This window comes from Bacillus sp. B28 (genome assembly GCF_029536185.1).
In the GTDB taxonomy this organism is placed as follows: Bacteria; Bacillota; Bacilli; order Bacillales; family Bacillaceae; genus Bacillus; species Bacillus halotolerans.
In genome coordinates, this window is record NZ_CP120511.1 from 2,766,788 (window position 1) to 2,788,519 (window position 21,732).

General features: G+C 44.4%; 17 protein-coding genes. 1 reads left to right on the forward strand and 16 read right to left on the reverse strand.

Going from position 1 to position 21,732, the window contains the following annotated elements:
* Positions 1-9 precede the first annotated feature (9 nt).
* From P3L57_RS13780 to hemA, 7 genes are all read right to left on the reverse strand, one after another.
* A complete protein-coding gene (locus P3L57_RS13780) occupies positions 10-2,352 on the reverse strand; it encodes a LysM peptidoglycan-binding domain-containing protein (protein ID WP_069487104.1) in 2,343 nt (780 codons plus the stop codon).
* A 134-nt stretch (positions 2,353-2,486) separates the two neighbouring features.
* A complete protein-coding gene (gene hemL / locus P3L57_RS13785; protein WP_277617441.1) occupies positions 2,487-3,779 on the reverse strand; it encodes a glutamate-1-semialdehyde 2,1-aminomutase in 1,293 nt (430 codons plus the stop codon).
* A 29-nt stretch (positions 3,780-3,808) separates the two neighbouring features.
* Complete coding sequence (gene hemB, locus P3L57_RS13790) at positions 3,809-4,783, reverse strand: porphobilinogen synthase (RefSeq protein ID WP_024122369.1); 975 nt, start codon at positions 4,781-4,783, stop codon at positions 3,809-3,811.
* The gene (gene hemD / locus P3L57_RS13795; protein WP_069487103.1) at positions 4,780-5,568 is read right to left on the reverse strand and encodes a uroporphyrinogen-III synthase; all 789 of its coding nucleotides are present in this window, start codon (positions 5,566-5,568) and stop codon (positions 4,780-4,782) included. The genes hemB and hemD overlap by 4 nt, the downstream gene beginning before the upstream one ends.
* The gene (gene hemC / locus P3L57_RS13800) at positions 5,558-6,499 is read right to left on the reverse strand and encodes a hydroxymethylbilane synthase (RefSeq protein WP_044154111.1); all 942 of its coding nucleotides are present in this window, start codon (positions 6,497-6,499) and stop codon (positions 5,558-5,560) included. Before hemC ends, hemD begins: the two co-directional genes overlap by 11 nt.
* Positions 6,500-6,535: 36 nt before the next feature.
* Entirely contained in the window at positions 6,536-7,366 is an 831-nt protein-coding gene (locus P3L57_RS13805) for a cytochrome c biogenesis protein (RefSeq protein ID WP_069487102.1), read from the reverse strand.
* A 7-nt stretch (positions 7,367-7,373) separates the two neighbouring features.
* Positions 7,374-8,741, reverse strand: a complete 1,368-nt coding sequence (gene hemA, locus P3L57_RS13810; protein ID WP_069487101.1) for a glutamyl-tRNA reductase — start codon at positions 8,739-8,741, stop codon at positions 7,374-7,376.
* A 230-nt stretch (positions 8,742-8,971) separates the two neighbouring features.
* Here hemA and P3L57_RS13815 point away from each other — a divergent pair, with 230 nt between their 5' ends.
* Complete coding sequence (locus P3L57_RS13815) at positions 8,972-9,469, forward strand: hypothetical protein (protein ID WP_059293479.1); 498 nt, start codon at positions 8,972-8,974, stop codon at positions 9,467-9,469.
* A 23-nt stretch (positions 9,470-9,492) separates the two neighbouring features.
* Here the strand turns inward: P3L57_RS13815 and yihA are convergent, their stop codons facing one another.
* The 9 genes from yihA to leuB form a co-directional block, all read right to left on the reverse strand.
* Positions 9,493-10,080: a ribosome biogenesis GTP-binding protein YihA/YsxC gene (yihA, locus tag P3L57_RS13820; protein WP_024122374.1), complete on the reverse strand. Its 588-nt coding sequence runs from the start codon at positions 10,078-10,080 to the stop codon at positions 9,493-9,495.
* The gene (gene lon / locus P3L57_RS13825; RefSeq protein ID WP_024122375.1) at positions 10,077-12,401 is read right to left on the reverse strand and encodes an endopeptidase La; all 2,325 of its coding nucleotides are present in this window, start codon (positions 12,399-12,401) and stop codon (positions 10,077-10,079) included. Before lon ends, yihA begins: the two co-directional genes overlap by 4 nt.
* A 179-nt stretch (positions 12,402-12,580) precedes the next feature.
* Positions 12,581-14,239 (reverse strand): ATP-dependent protease LonB, encoded by a 1,659-nt coding sequence (gene lonB, locus P3L57_RS13830; protein ID WP_069487099.1) that lies wholly within the window; start codon positions 14,237-14,239, stop codon positions 12,581-12,583.
* Positions 14,240-14,391: 152 nt separating this feature from the next.
* Positions 14,392-15,654, reverse strand: a complete 1,263-nt coding sequence (gene clpX / locus P3L57_RS13835; RefSeq protein ID WP_044154108.1) for an ATP-dependent protease ATP-binding subunit ClpX — start codon at positions 15,652-15,654, stop codon at positions 14,392-14,394.
* Between the two features lie 271 nt (positions 15,655-15,925).
* A complete protein-coding gene (tig, locus tag P3L57_RS13840; protein ID WP_044154100.1) occupies positions 15,926-17,200 on the reverse strand; it encodes a trigger factor in 1,275 nt (424 codons plus the stop codon).
* A gap of 227 nt (positions 17,201-17,427) precedes the next feature.
* The gene (gene ddcA / locus P3L57_RS13845) at positions 17,428-18,432 is read right to left on the reverse strand and encodes a DNA damage checkpoint antagonist DdcA (protein WP_024122379.1); all 1,005 of its coding nucleotides are present in this window, start codon (positions 18,430-18,432) and stop codon (positions 17,428-17,430) included.
* 119 nt (positions 18,433-18,551) lie between these two features.
* Entirely contained in the window at positions 18,552-19,151 is a 600-nt protein-coding gene (gene leuD, locus P3L57_RS13850) for a 3-isopropylmalate dehydratase small subunit (protein ID WP_010335187.1), read from the reverse strand.
* 12 nt (positions 19,152-19,163) lie between these two features.
* Complete coding sequence (gene leuC, locus P3L57_RS13855) at positions 19,164-20,582, reverse strand: 3-isopropylmalate dehydratase large subunit (protein WP_044154095.1); 1,419 nt, start codon at positions 20,580-20,582, stop codon at positions 19,164-19,166.
* Between the two features lie 51 nt (positions 20,583-20,633).
* Positions 20,634-21,731, reverse strand: coding sequence for a 3-isopropylmalate dehydrogenase (gene leuB, locus P3L57_RS13860; RefSeq protein WP_069487098.1), 1,098 nt, complete (start codon positions 21,729-21,731; stop codon positions 20,634-20,636).
* Between the last annotated feature and the right edge of the window lies 1 nt (position 21,732).

Genomic DNA, 21,732 nt, shown 5'->3' on the forward strand with positions numbered 1-21,732 from the left:
GCTTACGACTTACGCATGGCTGCTGTTGTATTGAGGGATATAAAGAATCTGCCCTGCTTTCAATTCATCATCCAGCGCCAAAGAATTCATCCTGATCAGCTGCTGGGAGGTAATGTCGTACCGTTCGCATAAACGTTCAATGGTATCTTCCTGCTGAACAATACAGATTTTCATTCTAGAAAACTCATCTTCTTCTCTTGTAAAGAGTTTTGTTAAATAAAGAGAATTATGATTTTCCTTTGTTTCAGTTCCCTTTGTTTGAGCAGCAGGAACAGCCCCAGCAACAGCATCTGTTTCCTTCCTTTCAGGTTCGGAAGTGTCTGGCAGCTGGTAAGAATGAAAAGACGCCTCTTCCTCAGGTTCTTCAGGTGAAGGTGTTTTTCTCACTTCAATTTCAAAGCTTTCTTTCTTCTGCTCTTCTTCCTCCAGCAGCTTAGGCGCTGAATAAAAGGAATGCTCTTCTGAATCTTGTTCCGGCAGGAAGGTACGGTAGGCCGGCGTAAGCTCTTCTTCCTGAGATTCCTCTTCAGCACTTATCTTTTGATTAAAATGCAGGGTTGGAACTGCTGATTCTTCCTTTAAAAGTGCAGCTGGCGCTACTTCCTGCTCTCTGCTTCCTTCTAAAGAAACAACGTCTTCACGTATAGTTTCCTGGACTTCCTCCGGTTGTTCTGCATCCTGTCGAGGTGCAGGCTCTATGTGATCCGATAGCTCCGATTCTGTTTTTTGGGATTCTTGACGCAGAGCATGCTCAAGAATAGGAGAATCTGGCTTTTCTGTTTTTTCGTCACCACGCTCAGCCTCTTGCTGAAGCTCAGCTTCTACAGCAGGTGATATTTTCGCCGCTGAAACACGCGGTTCTGACAGTTCAGCCTGCTCTTCTTCCGTCTCTGTTTTTTCGCGGATCTCTATTCCTGAAGCAGCCTTTGGGGAATCTGCTTCTATTGTTTCCGCTTCCTCACGAAGCCTTGTCTCTGATAGAATGAGCTCCGGCGGCTTCGCTTCTTTCGCATTTATATCTTTGCTGCCCTCTGGTTCTAAAGCAGCTGATTCTGATCGTACAGTTTCTTTCTCTTCATTCGCCTGCTCTTCACGAAGCCTCGCTTCCGAGACAACAAGCTCTGACGGCTCGGCTCGCGCTTCTTCTGCTTTAATACCGCCGCTTTCCTCCGCTTTTAAATCCAATGGCGCTGACCGCTCAGCTTCTTCCTTTTCATCTGCTTGCTCTTCACGAAGCCTCGCTTCCGAGACAACAAGCCCTGGCGGCTCAGCTGGCGCTTCTTCCGCCTTTATATCTTCGCTTTCCTCTGCTTTTAAATCCAATGGCGCTGACCGCTCAGCTTCTTCCTCTTCATTTTCCTGCTCTTCACGAAGCCTCGCTTCCGAGACAACAAGCTCTGGCGGCTCAACTGACGCTTCTTCTGCTTTAATACCGCCGCTTTCCTCCGCTTTTAAAGCCAATGGCTCTGACCGCTCAGCTTCTTTCTTTTCATTTTCCTGTTCTTCACGAAGCCTCGCTTCCGAGACAACTAGCTCTGGCGGCTCAGCTGGCGCTTCTTCCGCCTTTATATCTTCGCTGTCCTCTGGTTTCAAAGCCAATGGCTCTGACCGCTCAGCTTCTTCCTCTTCATTTTCCTGCTCTTCACGAAGCCTCGTTTCCGAGACTAGAAGCTCCGGCGGCTCAGCTGGCGCTTCTTCCGCCTTTATATCTTCGCTGTCCTCTGATTTCAAAGCCAATGGCTCTGACCGCTCAGCTTCTTCCTCTTCATTTTCCTGCTCTTCACGAAGCCTCGTTTCCGAGACAACAAGCTCCGGCGGCTCGGCTGGCGCTTCTTCTACGCTGTCCTCTGCTTCTAAAGCAAATAGCTCTGGCGGCTCAGAAAAACCTTCATCAGGAGCTTCATAGAGAGGAATGTCTTGCTCCCTGTCTGCTGTGTCATCAAGAAGGCCTTCTATTGCTAAATCAGCCTGGATCGTTAGGATGCGCGAGTCTGTTAGTTGATAGTCAAATGCATCAATAAACACAAAAACTTCATGTAGATGACTGACTTTATTTTTCGGGATGGTAATATCGACAGGGAAACAATGAGTCAGTTCCGCAGTTCCATCCTCTCTCGTTCTGACCTCTTCGACAAACCGCTTATCGGTATAAAACTCTTCAGTATTTTTGCTCTGATCTATGTTGTACTCACCTGTAAGTTCAAGCGATCCTCTGATTGAAACGTAATCATTTACTTCCTGAACCCTAATATCAGGATCTAATGAAATGGAAAGCAGTTCAGAAACTTCCTGTCCTTTTTGGAAACAGATCGATTCTTCTACAGAAAATTGCAATCGATGATTTTGCGGCAAGTTCATATCCTCCTTTCATCTAATCCTTAAAATTAGATGTCACTAAAGGTGTATGTATGAAATGGAGAAAATATGAATGGGGAAGCATAGAAAAACCGGTACAAGGATGTCCTTGATACCGGTTTTTATCGTACTTATCCGCGGCTGATCTCTGCGAATACGTTCTCAGCTGCCTGAATTGTTTTTTCAATATCTTCATCAGTATGAGCCGTCGAGAGGAAAAGCCCTTCAAATTGAGACGGCGGAAGGAACACACCTTCGTTTGCCATTCCTTTATAATACTTGGCAAACAGCTTCAAATCCGATGCTTTGGCTGTTTCATAATTGATGACAGGTTCATTTGTAAAGAAGAAACCGATCATTGAACCTGCGCGGTTAAAGGTATGCGGAATACCGTGCGCCTCTGCCGCTTTTGAAATGCCTTCTTCCAGCCTGTCGCCTTTTTTCATAAAGGTCTTGTATGATTCAGGCGTGAGCTGCTTTAATGTTTCGAGTCCAGCCGTCATCGCAAGCGGGTTGCCTGACAGCGTACCTGCCTGATAAATCGGACCGCTCGGAGCGATCCGCTCCATAATTTCGGCTTTACCGCCATAAGCGCCGACAGGCAGTCCGCCCCCGATCACTTTTCCTAAGCAAGTCAGATCAGGCGTTACGCCGAAATAGCCTTGAGCGCATTTGTAATCGACCCGGAAGCCAGTCATGACTTCATCAAAAATCAGTAGCGTGCCGTACTGTTCAGTAATATCACGCAATCCTTGCAGGAAGCCTTCTTGCGGCGGAACTACTCCCATGTTTCCGGCAACCGGTTCTACGATGACGCCTGCAATGTCTTCACCGAACTGTTGGAATGCAAGCTTTACACTTTCTAACTCATTGTACGGAACAGTGATGGTGTTTTTCGCTATTCCTTCAGGTACGCCCGGGCTGTCAGGCAGACCGAGTGTTGCCACTCCTGAACCCGCTTTAATCAGCAGAGAATCTCCGTGTCCATGGTAGCAGCCCTCAAATTTTAAAATCTTATTGCGGCCTGTATATCCTCTTGCCAAACGAAGCGCACTCATGGTCGCCTCGGTTCCCGAGCTGACCATCCGTACAATTTCTACTGACGGCACTCGGTCAATGACGAGCTTCGCCAATTCATTTTCCACCTCAGTCGGAGCCCCGAAGCTTGTCCCGTATTCAGCCACTTTTTTGAGGCTCTCTACAACGCGGTCATTTGTGTGTCCTAAAATTAAAGGCCCCCATGACAAGACGTAATCAATATACTCATTTCCATCAATATCATAGATTTTAGAGCCTTTTCCTCGCTCCATAAAAATCGGGTCCATGTCTACCGATTTAAAGGCGCGAACGGGGCTGTTTACACCGCCCGGCATGAGTTTTTGCGCTTCTTTAAAAGCCGCTTTTGATTTTTCATAGCTTCTCATCTGCCTCAACTCCTGTCAACTGAATAAAATTACTCCGCAAGCCATTTTGCTGCGTCTTTTGCATGATACGTAATAATCAGGTCGGCACCCGCACGCTTCATGCTTGTCAAAATTTCTAAGACAATCTCTTTTTCCTTGATCCAGCCGTTCTGAGCTGCAGCCTTCACCATAGAATACTCTCCGCTTACATTATAAGCCACAAGCGGCAATGTAAACTCATTTTTTACATCCCGCATGATATCCATATAAGAAAGTGAAGGTTTCACAATCAGGAAGTCCGCGCCTTCTTCAACATCTGATTGGGCTTCACGGAGTGCTTCCAGGCGGTTGGCAGGGTCCATTTGATACGTTTTGCGGTCGCCAAATTGAGGCGTGCTGTTTGCTGCATCCCGGAACGGACCGTAAAACTCACTTGAATATTTCACGGCGTAAGACATGATCGGAATATTGATGAAGCCTTCTTTATCTAACGCTTCTCTGATAACCGTCACAAATCCGTCCATCATGTTAGAAGGCGCAATGATATCCGCTCCGGCTTTTGCTTGGCTGACAGCTGTCTGTGCCAATAGCTCCAAGGATTCATCATTCAGGATCTGTCCGTCTTTGACCAGACCGCAATGTCCGTGATCTGTATATTCACATAGGCATGTATCAGCGACGACAACCATCTCAGGGAAGTGTTTTTTAATTTCGGCAATTGCTTCTTGCACAATCCCGTGGTCATGGTAAGCTTGCGTTCCGCAATCATCTTTTTCTTCAGGTATGCCGAAAACAATGACGGATTGAATTCCGAGACTGACCAGCTCAGCCACTTCATCCTTTAATAGATCTAAAGATACATGATAAACATCAGGCATTGAAGGAACAGCTTTTTTTCCTTCTAAACCTTCAACAACAAAGATCGGATAAATAAAATCAGATGGATGCAGACGAGTTTCTTTCACCATCTCTCTCATTGCTTTTGATGACCGCAAACGGCGGTGTCTGTTAAATGATTGACTCATATTCTATCTTCCTTTCTAGACATGCGGCACATTAAATCAAGCATGCCGTCAATTGTAAATGTATCAGGCATATACGACGTGATTCCGTACGACAGCAGAGCGTCCCTCGTTAGCGGTCCGATGCTGATGCAGGCCGTCTGGTGCGCCGGCCATTTTTTTATTCCTTCTCCCAGAACATGCATAAATGTATGTACGGTTGATGAGCTTGTAAATGTCACATAATCAAATGAATACTGATTCGCGGCATTTTTTAATTCCTCAATGCCGTCTTCATCAGGAACAGTTTCATATACGACCCATTCCTTCACTTCAAAGCCAAGAGGCGTAAGCTCTTTTTTTATCACATCGCGAGATAAATTGCCTTTTATGACTGAAATCCGTTCTGACGGTTCGGCATGCTGCTTAAGAGCGTCCGCCAATTGTTCTGCAATATAGTCATGAGGCATTACATCAACCGATACGTTGTACGATTCTAAACGGCGTGCGGTTTTTTCACCAACAGCTGCAATTTTTTTATGACCGGGAACAAGAAGCTGATTTTCTTTCAGATAAGAAAAAAAGAAATCTGCTCCATTTACACTCGTAAACACAAGCCACCCGGGTATGGCAAGTTCTATTCGCACCTGTTCTGCCAGATCATTCGGCAGAACTCGGCGAAACGTGATCAATGAGGCCAATACCGCTTTTCCGCCAAGCTGCTCCACTTTCTGCCGAAACGATTTTGCCTGCGTCTTATTTCGGGTGACAAGCACTGTTTTTCCTTTCAAAGGAAAATCATTTACCATCCTCATCAAGCTCCCGTTTTACGCGATCAATTAAATCTTTAGCGCCTTTATCAGTCATGAGAGCCGCACAGCGCTTACCGACTTCCTCCGGATCGTTTCCGGTGACGGTTTCTTTGAAAATGATTTTTCCATCAGGCGAAGCCACAAGCCCTGTCAGTTCAATTTCATCCTGGCCGTTTATCACCGAGTAGCCGGCGATCGGCACCTGACAGCCGCCCTCCATCGCGTTTAAGTAGGCACGTTCTGCCAATACAGTCCGTTTTGTATACTCATCCGTAAACTGAGAAAATAACGTTAAAAGCTCTCGATCGGATTCGCGGCACTCAATTGCAAGAGCGCCTTGGCCAACAGCCGGAAGACAGCGCTCAGGCTCAAGAAATTCAGTTACGACTTCCTGCTTCCAGCCCATTCTGGAAAGCCCTGCCGCAGCTAAAATAATTGCGTCATAATCTTCGTTTTCCAGCTTTTGAAGTCTCGTATCTATATTACCTCTAATCCATTTAATTGTAATGTCAGGGCGCTCAATCAAAAGCTGCGCGCTTCTTCTTAAACTGCTTGTGCCGATTACAGCACCTTCCTTCAATTCAGAAAGCTTTACACGATTCTTTGAAATAAGAGCGTCACGAGGATCTTCCCGTTCAGGAATACAGCCGATCACAAGGCCCTCAGGCAAAACGGCAGGCATATCCTTCATGCTGTGAACCGCCATATCAATGTCTTCGTTTAAAAGCGCTTGTTCGATTTCTTTGACAAACAGCCCTTTCCCTCCCACTTTTGACAGGGTAACATCGACAATCCGGTCACCCTTTGTGACGATTTCTTTTATGTCAAAAGCAAAAGAAGGATTGATCTCCTTCAGTTTGCGAATCACCCATTTTGTTTGGGTCATAGCGAGTTTGCTCCGTCTGGAACCTACTTTTATCGTTCTCATTTTTTCTTTCCTCCCGAATCTGCTTGGGCACATTATTTAACTGAACCAATGGAATTGAGACAGGCTTCCGAGCAGGAAATAATTGATCATCAGCACGAGAAAACAAGCCGTATTCCACAGTGCGGCGACCTTCCCCTGAAGCTCTTTAATCAGCCTGATATAAAGATAATAGCTGTACAGAAGCAGGACGACAAACGAACCAAGCACTTTGGCGTCGAACCAATACAGCGTTTCTAGAGACACATACGCCCAAATGACGCCAAGAATCAAACTCAGCAAAAGCATCGGAACTCCGATGACATTCAGAACATACGCCATATAATCAAGCTTAGACAAATCTTCTATTCTCAACAGCCACTTTCCCCATTTTTTCTTTTTTAACAGATGATATTGAAACAAGTAGAGCACAGAGAATACAAAAGAAAGGGAAAAAGCGCCGTAAGAAAGAATCGCCATTGTAATATGAATCACTAACAGCTCCGATACGAGCTGACCCGAAAAAGCCGCTGACTGCTGCTCCGTCGGTGAAAATGTATGAATGGCGATCATAGCAAACCCTATTACATTTGTAAAAAACACAATAAAATCAACACGCAGCAGCTTTGTCAGTACAAGTGACAGTGTGACAAGCACCCAAGCATAAAAATAAAGCGCCTCCGTCACATTTAATACCGGAAACCGCCCCGTCACCCACATAAAGTAGGCTAAATACACGGTTTGCAGAGTCCAGACAATAGAAAGCAACCAGAAGGCCATTTTCCCAGCCTTCCGGTTGTGTTGATGAAAATCTATAAAATAAAAGAGTACACTTAATGCGTAAATGACGATTGTCCCTTCATTAAGTCTTGCCATTGCAGTATCAATCATTCAGCTTTCACTCACTTACAAGTGGGGCAAACCCCGCTCTTGATTCAGCCTTCTTATAAGAATGGACCTTTTGGCTGCCTTCAATGCTTTTGATCATTTGCCGGCCCGCAGCTTCTTCTATATCAAAAATCTGCTTAAACAAAGCCAGCTTTTCTTCAGAATCAGCCTCTGCCGCAAGTTCTTTCACCTTTAATATCGGGTCGCGGAGCATTTGATTAATGATACTTTTCGTATGTTTATTCAAAAGTTTTTTCTCTCTTGTCGTCAAATGAGGCAGCTTCCGTTCGATGCTGTCCATCGTTTCAGACTGGATTGCCAGCGCCTTTTCACGCAATGCGGAAATGACGGGCACTACACCGAGTGTATTCAGCCATTGTTTAAATTCCACAATAGTTTCTTCGATTAACAGTTCAACCTTCTCAGCGGTTTCTCTCCGCTCTTTCAGGTTCGCTTCTACGATCCCTTCAAGATCGTCTATATCATAAAGGAAGACGCCTTCTAAATCGTTCAAAGCGGGATCCAAGTCTCTTGGCACGGCGATGTCCACCATAAATAAAGGGCGGCCCTTGCGAAGCTTATTCGCGTTTTCCATCATTTCTTTAGACACAACAAAATCACTCGCACCGGTAGAGCTGATTAAAATATCGGCTTCTGCAAGCGCGCTTTCAAGCTGATTTAAGCTTCGCGCTTCACCGGAGAAACGGTCTGCAAGTTCTTTCGCTTTCAAGTATGTTCTGTTAATGACGGTCACTTTTCCGATTCCCTGTCCGTGCAGATTTTCGGCTGCAAGCTCGCCCATCTTTCCTGCACCAAGGATCAATATATGCTTGCTTGAAAGGTTTCCGAAGATTTTTTTCGCAAGCTCAACGGCCGCATAGCTAACAGACACTGCATTAGAGCCAATGTCTGTTTCGGCGTGAGTCCGTTTACCCACTGTAACCGCCTGCTTAAACAACTCATTAAAAATCGTGCCGATCGTTTTTTCTTGCTGAGCTGTTTTGAAGCTGTCGCGTACCTGGCCAAGAATTTGCGTTTCACCGATCACCATAGAATCCAATCCGCAGGCTACACGGAACAAATGCTCAACAGCCGCATCGCTTTCGTAAAATCTTAAAAACGGCGACAGGTCTTCTTTGCTTAAGTGAAACCAGTCAGCTAAAAATTTCTTTATATAATAACGGCCGGTATGGAGCTGGTCCACTACCGCATAAATTTCAGTGCGGTTGCAGGTAGATACGATGATATTTTCGAGAATGCTTTTCTCTGCTTTTAGCTGCACCATCGCTTCTGCAAGCTCATTCGGCTGAAAACTTACTTTTTCACGTATCTCAATAGGGGCGGATTTATAATCTACTCCCACAACAAGTATATGCATCGCTTTAATTACACCCCCAACACCCAATCTTTTATTTATAATCATTCTAACATAGAACTCATTATTTATAATAATTATAACATAGTTTCTTTCATAAAATGTGAACAGATTTTAAAATTCTTATGCTATATTAGAAAAAGCTTCACGGAAAAGAAGCATTCCTATTGACAATACCAAAAACAGCAGAAATTTACTACACATCAGCTCTAAAAAACAAGAAGGTGATATGCATGAAACAAAAATCAATTTTATTCCCTTGTCTGCTGCTCGCTGCATCCGTTTACGCATGGCTTGAAAGCAGCCAAGCCGAACTGTTTTCAGGACAGGATCAATGGCCTGTTCTTCTTATGCTGTTAGGTGCAGCCTTTATATACCAAGGAAAAAAAGAAGCTGTCTCCCCCCATTTCTTTATCGGGTTGCTTCTCTTCGGAATCGGTTTGCACTTTTTCGCTAAGCCAAAGTGGACATGGTGGCCGGATGATTTTGAAATGCTACTCTTCATGGTCGGCTTCTCACTGCTCGTTTCAACCATTCAGAAAAAAGAATATGTATATGAAGCTGTTTCGATGATTTGTTTTTCCCTGTTTCTTTACTTTTTCAAACAGATTATGGCATGGCTCGAGTCTGCGCATATTCCCACGGCCCTGCTGAAAGAGTATTGGCCGTTTGTATTTATCGGAATCAGTTTATTGTTATTATTGATAAAACGAAAAAAATCTATACGATAAATAAAACCGGCAGAGAGTATTCTCTACCGGTTTATCATTTTTTTGATCACTCCCCAAGCTTCGTCTTTCCCCTTTTTCGTTTCTGAGGAGAAGAGAATCAGCTCGTCTTCCGGATCAATATTTAATGTCTGTCGGACAACCTTCGCGTGTTTGTCCCATTTTCCTTTCGGGATCTTATCCGCTTTTGTAGCGATAATAATAACAGGAATGCCGTAATACTTTAAGAATTCATACATCTGCACATCATCATTAGACGGTGCATGCCGCAAATCAACGATCTGCACCACCGCTTTCAATTCCTCGCGTGTTGTAATGTAGGTTTCAATCATTCTGCCCCAAGCTTCACGCTCGGATTTTGACACTTTGGCAAAACCGTAACCCGGTACATCAACAAAATGCAATTCGTCATTAATAATGTAGAAATTTAATGTTTGTGTTTTTCCCGGTTTTGATGATGTTCTCGCAAGATTTTTACGATTAATCAATGAATTGATAAAAGATGACTTTCCTACGTTCGATCTTCCGGCCAGTGCAATCTCCGGAAGCCCCCCTTCAGGGTACTGTTCAGGTTTAACTGCACTGATTACGATTTCTGACTTTGTGACTTTCATTTCTTCTCTCCTACTAAGGCATGTTCCAAAACTTCGTCTAAGTGGGATGCCAATATAAAGGTGAGCCCCTCTCTGACGCTTTCTGGAATATCCTCTATATCTTTTTCATTATCTTTAGGCGCAATAATGGTCGTCAATCCCGCTCTATGTGCCCCGAGTGCTTTTTCTTTCAGTCCGCCGATCGGAAGCACGCGTCCGCGAAGCGTAATTTCGCCAGTCATTCCGACTTTACGCGATACAGCCCGTCCTGTTAAAGCAGAAACAAGCGCAGTCGCCATTGTGATACCGGCAGACGGACCATCTTTAGGCACCGCACCCTCAGGAACATGTATATGAATATCATACTTCTCATGAAAGTCAGGTTCAATGCCAAGTTCTTCTGTTTTTGAACGCACGTAGCTGAAAGCCGCCTGAGCAGACTCTCTCATGACATCTCCAAGCTTACCCGTCAGGATCAATTTTCCTTTCCCTGGAGAAAGCGATACTTCGATCGACAGCGTATCTCCGCCGACAGTTGTATAAGCCAGCCCCGTGACGACGCCCACCTGATCTTCCGTTTCTGCTTGTCCGTATCTGAAAATTCGTTTTCCGATAAAGTCATGAAGATTTTTCTCCGTAACTGTAATCCGTTTTCTATCTTCAGAAACAATGGCTTTTGCGGCCTTGCGGCAGATGGCAGCAAGCTGGCGTTCGAGGTTTCTCACACCTGCTTCTCTCGTATAATAGCGAATAATATCAAGAATGGCCTGATCACGCAGCTGCAGGTTGCTCTTTTTGAGCCCATGCTCCTTGATCTGCTTCGGAAGAAGGTGATCTTTCACAATTTCAAGTTTTTCCACTTCCGTGTAGCCCGCAATATTAATGATTTCCATTCTGTCTCTAAGCGGTCCCGGGATTGTCGCTAAATTGTTAGCCGTAGCGATAAAGAGCACTTTTGACAGATCAAAGGTCTCCTCAATGTAGTGGTCGCTGAAGGTGCTGTTTTGCTCCGGATCAAGCACTTCAAGCATTGCGGATGACGGATCGCCTCTGAAATCAGAAGACATTTTGTCAATTTCGTCTAGTAAGAAGACCGGATTCAGCTTGCCGGCTTTTTTCATGCCTTGAATAATACGTCCCGGCATTGCCCCGACATATGTCCGTCTGTGCCCGCGAATTTCTGATTCGTCACGCACCCCGCCAAGTGAAATTCTGACAAATTTCCGATCCATACTTTTAGCAATCGATTTGGCCAAGGACGTTTTTCCGACCCCTGGAGGTCCAGCCAAACAGAGAATCGGACCTTTTAAGGATTTTGTCAGCTTCTGAACAGCCAAATACTCTAAAATACGCTCTTTCACTTTTTCAAGTCCGTGATGTTCTTTGTCCAAAAGATGTTCAGCCTCTTTTAAATCAAGCTTATCTTCTGTCTCATCCGTCCATGGGAGAGCGACCAGCCAGTCAATATAATTTCGGATAACAGAACTTTCGGCAGAACTGGATGGAATTTTTTCATATCTGTTTAATTCCTTAAGAGCCGTTTCCTTCACATGGTCAGGCATGCCCGCTTCTTCGATTTTTTCGGTCAGCGTTTGAACTTCACCTGTTTTGCCTTCTTTATCACCAAGCTCTTTTTGGATCGCCTTCATCTGTTCGCGCAAATAGTATTCCTTTTGTGTACGCTCCATTGAACGTTTGACGCGCTGGCCGATTTTTTTCTCGATCTCAAGCACTTCTTTTTCATTGTTGATAAAATCAATGACCTTGTTCAGTCTGTCTTTGACATCAGCCGTTTCTAATATATCCTGCTTATCCTTTAGTTTAAGAGGCAGGTGAGAAGCAACAATGTCTGCCATTCTGCCCGGCTCTTCGATATCAGTAACCGCGGCGTACGTTTCGGCTGAGATTTTTTTAGAAATTTTTATGTACTGATCAAAGTGGTCCAACAAAGTCCGCATCAGCGCTTCGTCTTCTGTATCTTTTGAATCATCTTCATGGATCAGCTGAATGTCTACTGATGTATAATCTTCATGCTCATTGTATTCAATAATCTGAGCGCGCTGTATGCCCTCCACCAGCACACGAATCGTACCGTTCGGAAGCTTCAGCATTTGTTTAATTTTCGTATAGGTGCCGACAGTAAAAATTTCGTCTTCACCCGGTTCGTCTATCGAAATATCCTGCTGAGTGGCTAAAAATATCATATGATCATGCATCATTGCCTGTTCAAGGGCCTGAACCGACTTGTCACGTCCTACATCTAAGTGCAAAACCATTGTCGGGTACACTAATAAACCTCTTAAAGGGAGGAGCGGGATGCTGCGTTTTAATTCTTCTGCCATGTGACTGACACCTCCGTGACTTTAGTATGAACCATTATAATACAACTTTTTCATCCTTGTACAATAAACGGCATGGTTTCATTTTCTATAACACAGTCTCCTCGTAGTATACCCTTTCTTTCTGATCTGAAAAAGGAAAAGATGTCCTTCATGAAAAAAACCCTATTTTTAAAATAGGGTCAGACCGATTCTTTATTCATTTGCATGTTAAACGGTTTTTGTTCAGTAGGCGGGTTCACTAAAATTTCATCAAGCACTTCCTGGAACGTTTTCACCGCCACAATTTTGATTCCTTCAATCTGTTTTAAGATCGATTGCTGATTTTCATGCGGGATAATAACTTTTTTGGCACCGGACTGTTTTGCCGCTTTAATTTTCGGAATCACGCCTCCAATCGGTTTTACAAGTCCGTTTAGACTGATCTCGCCTGTCATGGCAACCGTGTTGTCAATCGGAATTTTATGAACGGCTGAAAAAATTCCCGCCGCCATGGCAATACCTGCCGACGGCCCGTCAATCGGAATGCCGCCGGGAAAATTAATGTGGATATCATAGTCTGAAGGCTTCATTCCCATTGTACGCAGTACGGTTAGCACATTCTCAACCGAGCCCTTTGCCATGCTTTTCCGGCGAATTGATTTTGATTGGCTGCCGATGCTTTCTTCTTCTGCTATTCCGGTAATGTTAATTGACCCTTTATCCTGAGCCGGTGTTACGTTCACTTCGATTTCCAGCAGCGAACCGCTGTTAGGGCCATACACTGCGAGCCCGTTTACGATGCCGATTTGCGGTGCAGTGCCAATTTTCTGCTCGTGCTTAGGGGTAAGCTGGCTGGAATGAATCACCCATTCTATATCCTCAATGGTGATGTCCTTCCGATCTTCAGTCACCGCCATTCCCGCCGCGATTTGAATCATATTAACTGCTTCACGGCCGTTCCGCGTATAGCTGGTCAGTAAATCAAGCCCCTCTTCAGAAATATTCTTTTCAATCTTATCCACTGCTGTTTTGGCAACTGATTTCAGCTCATCTTTCTCAAGCTCGCGGAAAAATACCTCTAAACAGCGGGATCGGATTGCAGGAGGGATTTCATTGGGCATTCTTGTTGTCGCACCGATCAGACGAAAATCAGCCGGAAGGCCATTTTGAAAAATATCGTGAATATGGTTCGGTATTTGTGTATTTTCTTCGCTGTAATAAGCGCTGTCTAAAAAGACTTTCCGGTCCTCAAGCACCTTCAGCATTTTATTCATTTGAATAGGATGCAGCTCCCCAATTTCATCAATAAACAATACACCGCCATGGGCATGCGTGACAGCCCCCTGCTTCGGCTGCGGAATACCCGCCTGTCCCATCGCTCCGGCCCCTTGGTATATCGGATCATGTACAGATCCAATGAGCGGATCGGCAATTCCTCTTTCATCAAATCGAGCCGTTGTCGCATCGAGTTCCACAAAAACAGCCTGCTCTTTAAAAGGTGATTGCGTATGTTTTTTGGCTTCCTCTAACACAAGCCTTGCAGCAGCTGTTTTTCCGACTCCCGGCGGTCCATAGACAATGACGTGCTGGGGATTCGGTCCGCACAACGCCGCTTTTAACGCTTTAATCCCATCTTCCTGACCGACGATATCTTGAAAGCTTTTAGGGCGCACCTTTTCAGATAACGGTTCGGACAGGCTGATAGCCCGCATTTTGCGAAGCTGCTCCATTTCCTTCTTTGATTCCTTATCTATCGTGACTTTTTGTGTCCTTTGATTTTTAAGCAAATTCCAAAAATACAAACCAATGATAATCCCAAAAAACAGCTGAATAAATAAAGCGATCCCTGTCCAACTCATGGTGGTCCCTCCTGAAAAACAATTTATGTATCCAATTCATTCCTCTGATTGCTAGTATCTCCCACAAAAGAGGGGAATAAACGTTTTCCGGAAGAGTTTACACAACAAAAAAACCTCCTGAATGTTACCACTCAGGAGGTTCATTTTCATTTTTAAGCAGACGTTTTGTCTTGGCTAACCTCAGTACCGTCCTTTAACAAAAGGCGAGGCGGTTCTCCATGCGTTACAGTCGCTCCAGTAATCACACATTTTTCAATGTCATCACGGGAAGGCAGGTCAAACATCACATCAAGCATAATGCCTTCAATGATGGAACGGAGTCCGCGTGCTCCTGTCTTACGCTCAATTGCTTTTTTAGCAATTTCAGACAGCGCTTCTTCTTCAAACTCAAGCTCAACATTATCAAGCTCAAGCATTTTTTTGAATTGCTTCACAAGAGCGTTTTTCGGTTTCGTTAAGATCGCAACCAACGCTTCTTCGTCAAGCTTTTCAAGACTTGCAATAACCGGAAGACGTCCGATAAATTCCGGAATTAATCCGAAACGGAGCAAGTCTTCTGGAAGCACTTTTGAAAGAAGGTCTTCTTTCTCCAGATCTGCAGCCTTATTATCTGAACCGAAGCCAATCACTTTTTGTCCTAAACGGCGTTTGATGATCGATTCGATACCATCGAAGGCACCGCCGCAAATGAACAAAATGTTTGTTGTATCAATTTGAATAAACTCTTGATGAGGGTGCTTACGTCCGCCTTGAGGCGGCACGCTCGCCACAGTTCCTTCAAGAATTTTCAGCAATGCCTGCTGCACGCCTTCACCTGACACATCACGTGTAATAGACGGGTTTTCAGACTTTCTTGCCACTTTATCGATTTCATCAATATAAATAATGCCTTTTTCCGCTTTTTCCACGTCATAGTCAGCAGCTTGGATGAGTTTCAAGAGAATATTCTCTACATCTTCACCTACATATCCAGCTTCTGTCAGGGACGTAGCGTCAGCAATCGCAAACGGCACATTTAAAATACGGGCTAAAGTTTGCGCAAGAAGGGTTTTACCGCTTCCTGTCGGGCCGATTAATGAAATGTTACTTTTCGAAAGCTCGACATCGTCCACTTTGCTGTTGGAGTTGATGCGTTTGTAGTGGTTATATACCGCAACAGCAAGTGATTTCTTCGCCTGATCCTGACCGATTACATATTCATTCAGAATTTCACGAATTTCCTGCGGCTTCGGCACATCTTTAAATTCTACTTCTTCTTCTGTTCCGAGTTCTTCCTCCACAATTTCAGTGCAGAGTTCGATACATTCGTCACATATATATACACCAGGTCCAGCTACAAGCTTACGAACCTGATCTTGTGTTTTTCCACAGAACGAGCATTTTAATTGTCCTTTTTCCTCGTTGAATTTAAACATTCTTTCACCCCTTAATCTTGTCTCACTTTTTCTTTTACCGGCAGAGCAAAAGAAAATGATTCTTGAAACGAAACGAGTATGTATTGCATTTTACCATACTTTCCAAAAAGACGGTAACATTGTGTTTCTGACTTGCACATTCTATATGTATGACAAAAAACAGCCTGCATTAACTATATTGCCCCAAGAAAAAGAGATATATCATAATTGTACAAAACAAGGCACGAATGATTCGCGCCCTGTTTTATTATTACTATTATTATGCACCATATTAACGGTTTTCTACAAGAAAATCAATTGCTTTGCGAACTTTTAAATCTTCTTTCATCGCGTCAGTAGAACCGATGGCTTGTTTGATATTTTCAACAGGCATGTTGTATGCTTCAGCCATTTTAGCAAGCTCAGCATCAACTTCCTCATCTGTTACTTCAAGGTTTTCCGCTTTCGCAATCGCCTCAAGAGTCAGGTTAGATTTTACGCGTTTTGCAGCATCTTCTTTCATTTGCTCTTTTAACGCAGCTTCGTCTTGGCCTGAGAATTGAGTGTAAAGCTCAAGGTTCATGCCTTGCATTTGAAGACGCTGTTCGAATTCTTTCAGCATGCGGTCAAGCTCAGTGTCGATCATCGCTTGTGGAACATCGATTTCAGCGTTTTCAGAAGCTTTCAGAACAAGCTCTTCACGCAATTTAGCGTCAGCTTCGTTTTCTTTTGCTTCTTCTAAACGTTTCTTCGTTTTTTCAGTCAATTCAGCAAGTGTTTCCACTTCTTCATCGATATCTTTTGCGAATTCATCATCAAGCTCAGGAAGCTCTTTCGCTTTGATTTCGTGAATTTTCACTTTGAAGACAGCTGGTTTGCCGGCAAGATCTTCAGCGTGGTACTCCTCAGGGAATGTTACTTCAACATCCTTCTCAGCACCTGCTTCAAGGCCAACTAACTGATCTTCGAAGCCAGGGATGAATGAACCTGAACCCACTTCAAGTGAATAGTTTTCAGCTTTTCCGCCTTCAAATGCTTCGCCGTCAACGAATCCTTCGAAGTCAAGAACAACTGTGTTTCCTTCTTCAACAGCGCCTTCTTCTTTTACAACAAGCTCAGCTTGACGCTCTTGAAGCGCTTTTAGTTCGTTTTGAACATCTTCGTCAGTTACAGCTGTGTCGTCTTTTTCGACGCCTAAGCCTTTGTATTCGCCAAGCTTCACTTCAGGTTTCACTGTTACTTTTGCAGTGAAGATTAAGCTTTCGCCTTTTTCGATTTTTTCAACATCGATTTCAGGACGGTCTACAGGCTCGATTCCAGCTTCTTCAACTGCTTTAGGATATTCTACAGGAAGAAGAATATCCAAAGCATCTTGGTAAAGAGCTTCTACGCCAAAGCGCTGTTCGAATAAACCGCGAGGAATTTTCCCTTTACGGAATCCAGGAATTGAAACTTGCTTAACTACTTTTTTAAATGCATCATCAAGTGCCGTTTTAAATGTTTCAGCATCAACTTCAACCGTTAAAACGCCTTCGTTGCCTTCTTGTTTTTCCCATTTTACAGACATGTGTTTCCCTCCAAAAATCTATTCAGGTTGTGTCGGTCTTCCATTCTAAAGCAATCATTCGGCTTCGTCCATCAAAAACGAAGCTGCCAAAGATCAGAATCATTATGTATCCATTTTAATAATGAACTGCAAAGCCTGTCCAACCGTATTTCTTATAACCCGTTATACACAAATACAACCATTATATTATAACATAACACATAACGCTTTCAACTATATGGCGTGATTTACAAATAAGAAATTTCTTCAATATCTTTAATCATTGTGCACGCTTCATCAAGTTCTCTGTCGGTAAACTCATACATCATATGCAGCTCTTCTCTTTCAATCTCAATCCCATGCATTTCATAACCGACTTTATGCAGGGCCGCCGCCCAAAGATCTGCAGACAGCAATTTTGGCTGAAATGGATATAAAACATACAAATGTCTTCTCCACAGTTCTTCTACCGCTGCATACAGGGTTGGATTTTCATTCCCCAGCGTTTCATCCAGCACACGGAGAACGCGGTGCAAAATCGGGGAGGCGTCAGGCGGGACAGTCTCGCTAGGCTCGATTGTCATGGAGTCGCCGAATTTTGTAATGTGGACCGGTTTGCTGTAGTCGTGTTCCGCCATTAACATCACGATCATCGTCTTGATAATCGGGTGAGCAGCGGGATCTTCAAGAATTGTTTTTAACAGCCCCGTATACTTCGCTACATTGCGGTCTTTCAATGAATGGATTAAATTCATTTGTTCCTCTGGGCTGGCTAACACTTTCTCCGTGTCGATCACATCTTCATACTCTTCGGCCCAAGCCTCGTCTTCTCGCTCTGGATCGGTCATTTTGCGGCTGAAATCAAGCAGCTTATAAAATTGCTCGGCACTTTCCGCAGGCAGCTGATTTTCCTCCAGGACGGCTTCAATCGTGCTTTTTACTTCTTCATATTTCTTAAGCTGAATTAAGATCGTCATGTATACTTGTAAAACCGTAAAATACTGACCGTATCCTTCTTTCAGCATCTTTTCGCATACACGTTTTGCCTCTTCCAATTCGCCCAGCTCCAAAAAGCAAATGGCCATGCCCAAGTGAAGATCTGATTCAGTATCATCATATTTCATTGCTTCTGAAAACAATTCCAGCGCCTCTTGATACTTTTTCTCCTTCAGCGAGGACATTCCTTTTTCCACCAGACGGTCTTTCAGATGAGGAAAAGGAATAATTTTTGCGTTTTTCTTGTCATGCGTCATACCTATATTCCTTTCAGGCATTTATTTTGTTCAAGTGTATCAACACCCGTACACAAAAACAAGAAAGGAAAGGTTCTGCCAGGCAAAAAAGCTGCCGACAAATTGCCGGGCAGCTTTTTTTAAGCTTGAAGCCAAGAGCTTCTCTGCGACTCAAATTGCTTGATTTCATCTTCAAGTAAAAGCGTTAATGAAATTTCATCATAGCCGTTGATCAGCATTTCTTTCCAATGCGGATCGACTTCGAATGAGATCTGATTGCCTTCGCTGTCGTGAATAAGCTGATTTTCAAGATCGACTGTCATTTGCAGTGACTGATTTTCGTATTGTCCGACAAGCTTTTTCCAATTGTCATACGGCATGCGAATCGGCAGCATACCGTTTTTAAAGCAGTTTTGGTGGAAAATATCAGCAAATGACGGTGCGATAATGATTTTAAAGCCGTAATCATCAAGCGCCCACGGAGCGTGTTCACGCGATGACCCGCACCCGAAGTTTTCTCCCGCTATTAAAATGGACGCCCCTTCATAAGCCGGCTGGTTCAGTTCAAATTCCGGGTTCGGTTCACCATTCGCATCGTATCTCCAGTCAAAGAATGCAAAACGGCCGTAGCCCGTTCTTTCAATTCTCTTCAGAAATTGTTTCGGAATGATCTGGTCTGTATCAACATTAATACGATTTAATACGGCCGCTTTCCCCGTATGTGTTTTCAAAGGTTCCATCTCGTGCACTCCTTACACAACTGTTTTTTCCTGATAAAACTTTCTGACATCCACGAAATGGCCGTGAATGGCGGCCATCGCAGCCATCGCAGGGCTGACGAGATGTGTTTTCGCGCCTTTTCCTTGTCTGCCCTCAAAGTTACGGTTAGAGGTTGACGCACAGCGCTCTCCTTCAGGAACAACGTCATTATTCATGCTCAAACACATGCTGCATCCTGATTCTCTCCATTCAAATCCAGCGTCTAAGAAGATCTGATGAAGCCCTTCCTTTTCAGCCTGAAGTTTTACGCTCTGAGATCCAGGCACGACGATTGCTCTAACACTTTCAGCCACCTTTTTCCCTTTGATCATATCGGCAGCCTGGCGGAGGTCAGTCATGCGTGAATTTGTACAGGAACCGATAAATACGTGCTCCACTTTAATGTCTTCAATTTTCTGATGAGGAGTCAGCCCCATATATTCATAAGCGCGTATCGCTTCTTTTTTGTCGTCTTCCGCTGAAAAGCTTTCCGGCGCCGGAACTTCAGAATCGACAGGAAGAACCATCCCCGGGTTGATACCCCATGTCACCATAGGAGAAATTTCATTGCCGTCAAGCACAATTGATTTATCGTAAACAGCGCCTGGATCAGTGCGCAGCGCTTTCCATTCTGCTACGGCTTTATCAAATTCTTCTCCTTTCGGCGTATACTTGCGGTTTTTGCAATATTCAAATGTCACTTCGTCAGGCGCAATCAAACCTGCTCTTGCTCCGGCTTCAATTGACATGTTGCAAACGGTCATCCGCTCATCCATCGTCATGTTTCTGAATACTTCCCCAGTGTATTCAATAACGTAACCGGTGCCGAATTTCACGCCGTATTTACCGATAACAGCAAGAATGACATCCTTTGCCGTTACCCCTTTTTGCAGTGTCCCGTCTACACGCACCTCAAGCGTTTTCGGACGCTGCTGCCAGAGTGTCTGTGTAGAAAGAACATGCTCAACCTCACTCGTTCCGATTCCGAATGCCAAGGCGCCGAATGCACCGTGAGTTGAAGTATGGCTGTCGCCGCATACGATCGTTTTTCCCGGAAGCGTTAAGCCAAGCTCGGGCCCGACTACATGGACAATCCCCTGATCTACGCTGTGAAGATCGGCAAGGCGTACGCCAAACTCTTCGCAGTTCCGCTCAAGCGCTGTCACTTGGCGTTTCGCAACTTCATCCGTTATCTCAAAGCGATTGACGGTTGGAATGTTGTGATCCATCGTTGCGAATGTATTTTGCGGTCTTCTGACCTTTCTTCCCTTTTGTCTCAACCCTTCAAATGCCTGAGGGGATGTCACCTCATGGATGAGATGCAAATCAATATAGAGAAGATCCGGTTTTCCCTCACCATGTTTTACAATATGCTGATCCCAAATCTTTTCGATGATCGTTCGAGGCATCATCTTTATTTCCTCCCTCTACCTATGAACTAAGATCGCTTACACCTTAAGCTGTCACACGTTAGAAATTGTATTTTCACTCATCAATGCCGTCTTTACTTCCTCTGTAATGGCCTGAGTGCTGCTGTATTCTTCGCCTCTTGCCAAGTCTCTTGTTCTTTTTCCGGAAGTAAGAACCTGATTGACTGCAGCTTCTACAGCTTTCGCTTCTTCTTCAAGCCCGAAAGATGTTCTCAAAAGCATTGCCGCTGATAATATCGCCGCGAATGGATTTGCCATCCCTTTCCCTGCTATGTCAGGTGCTGAGCCGTGTACAGGCTCGAACAGATGGAGTCCTGAGCTTGATAAGCTGGCTGACGGAAGCATTCCGAGAGAACCTGTTAGCATGGACGCTTCGTCACTTAAAATGTCACCAAACATATTTTCAGTCACCACGACATCAAATTGATTCGGTGCATAAATCAGCTGCATAGCCGCGTTATCAACGAGCATATGCTCAAGTTTCACATCAGGATAGTCTTTTGCGACGTCTTCAGCCACTTCCCGCCAGAGCCTGCTTGATTCAAGAACGTTCGCTTTATCAACAGAGGTAACCTTGCCTTTTCTGGCAGCCGCCATTTTAAAGCCCTCTCTGATCACGCGTTCAATTTCTTCCCTCTTATAAAACAGTGTGTCTACCGCTTCTTGCTCACCTTCACTGTTTACATAGCGTTTGCTCGGCTGGCCGAAATACAAACCGCCTGTCAGTTCACGAACGATAACGAAATCAACGTTATCAATATATTCTTTTTTCAAAGGCGAAGCGTCAGAAAGGCTTTCAAACACTTTCACAGGCCGTAAATTCGCAAACAGGTCAAGCTGTTTTCTAATGCTGAGCAGACCTTTTTCGGGTCTAAGCTCCGAAGGGTTTTGATCCCATTTCGGGCCGCCGACAGCACCAAGCAAAATAGCATCAGCCTTTTTACAAATCGCAATGGTTTCCTCTGGGAGAGGGTCGTTGTGTTCGTCAATTGCCGCTCCTCCAATAAGGGCGTATTCAAATTCAAATTCAGGGCTGAAGCGTTCGGCAACACTTTTCAGCACGTCTGTCGCTGATTCTAATACTTCAGGGCCGATCCCGTCTCCGGGCAATAGAGCAATCCGTTTCTTCAAA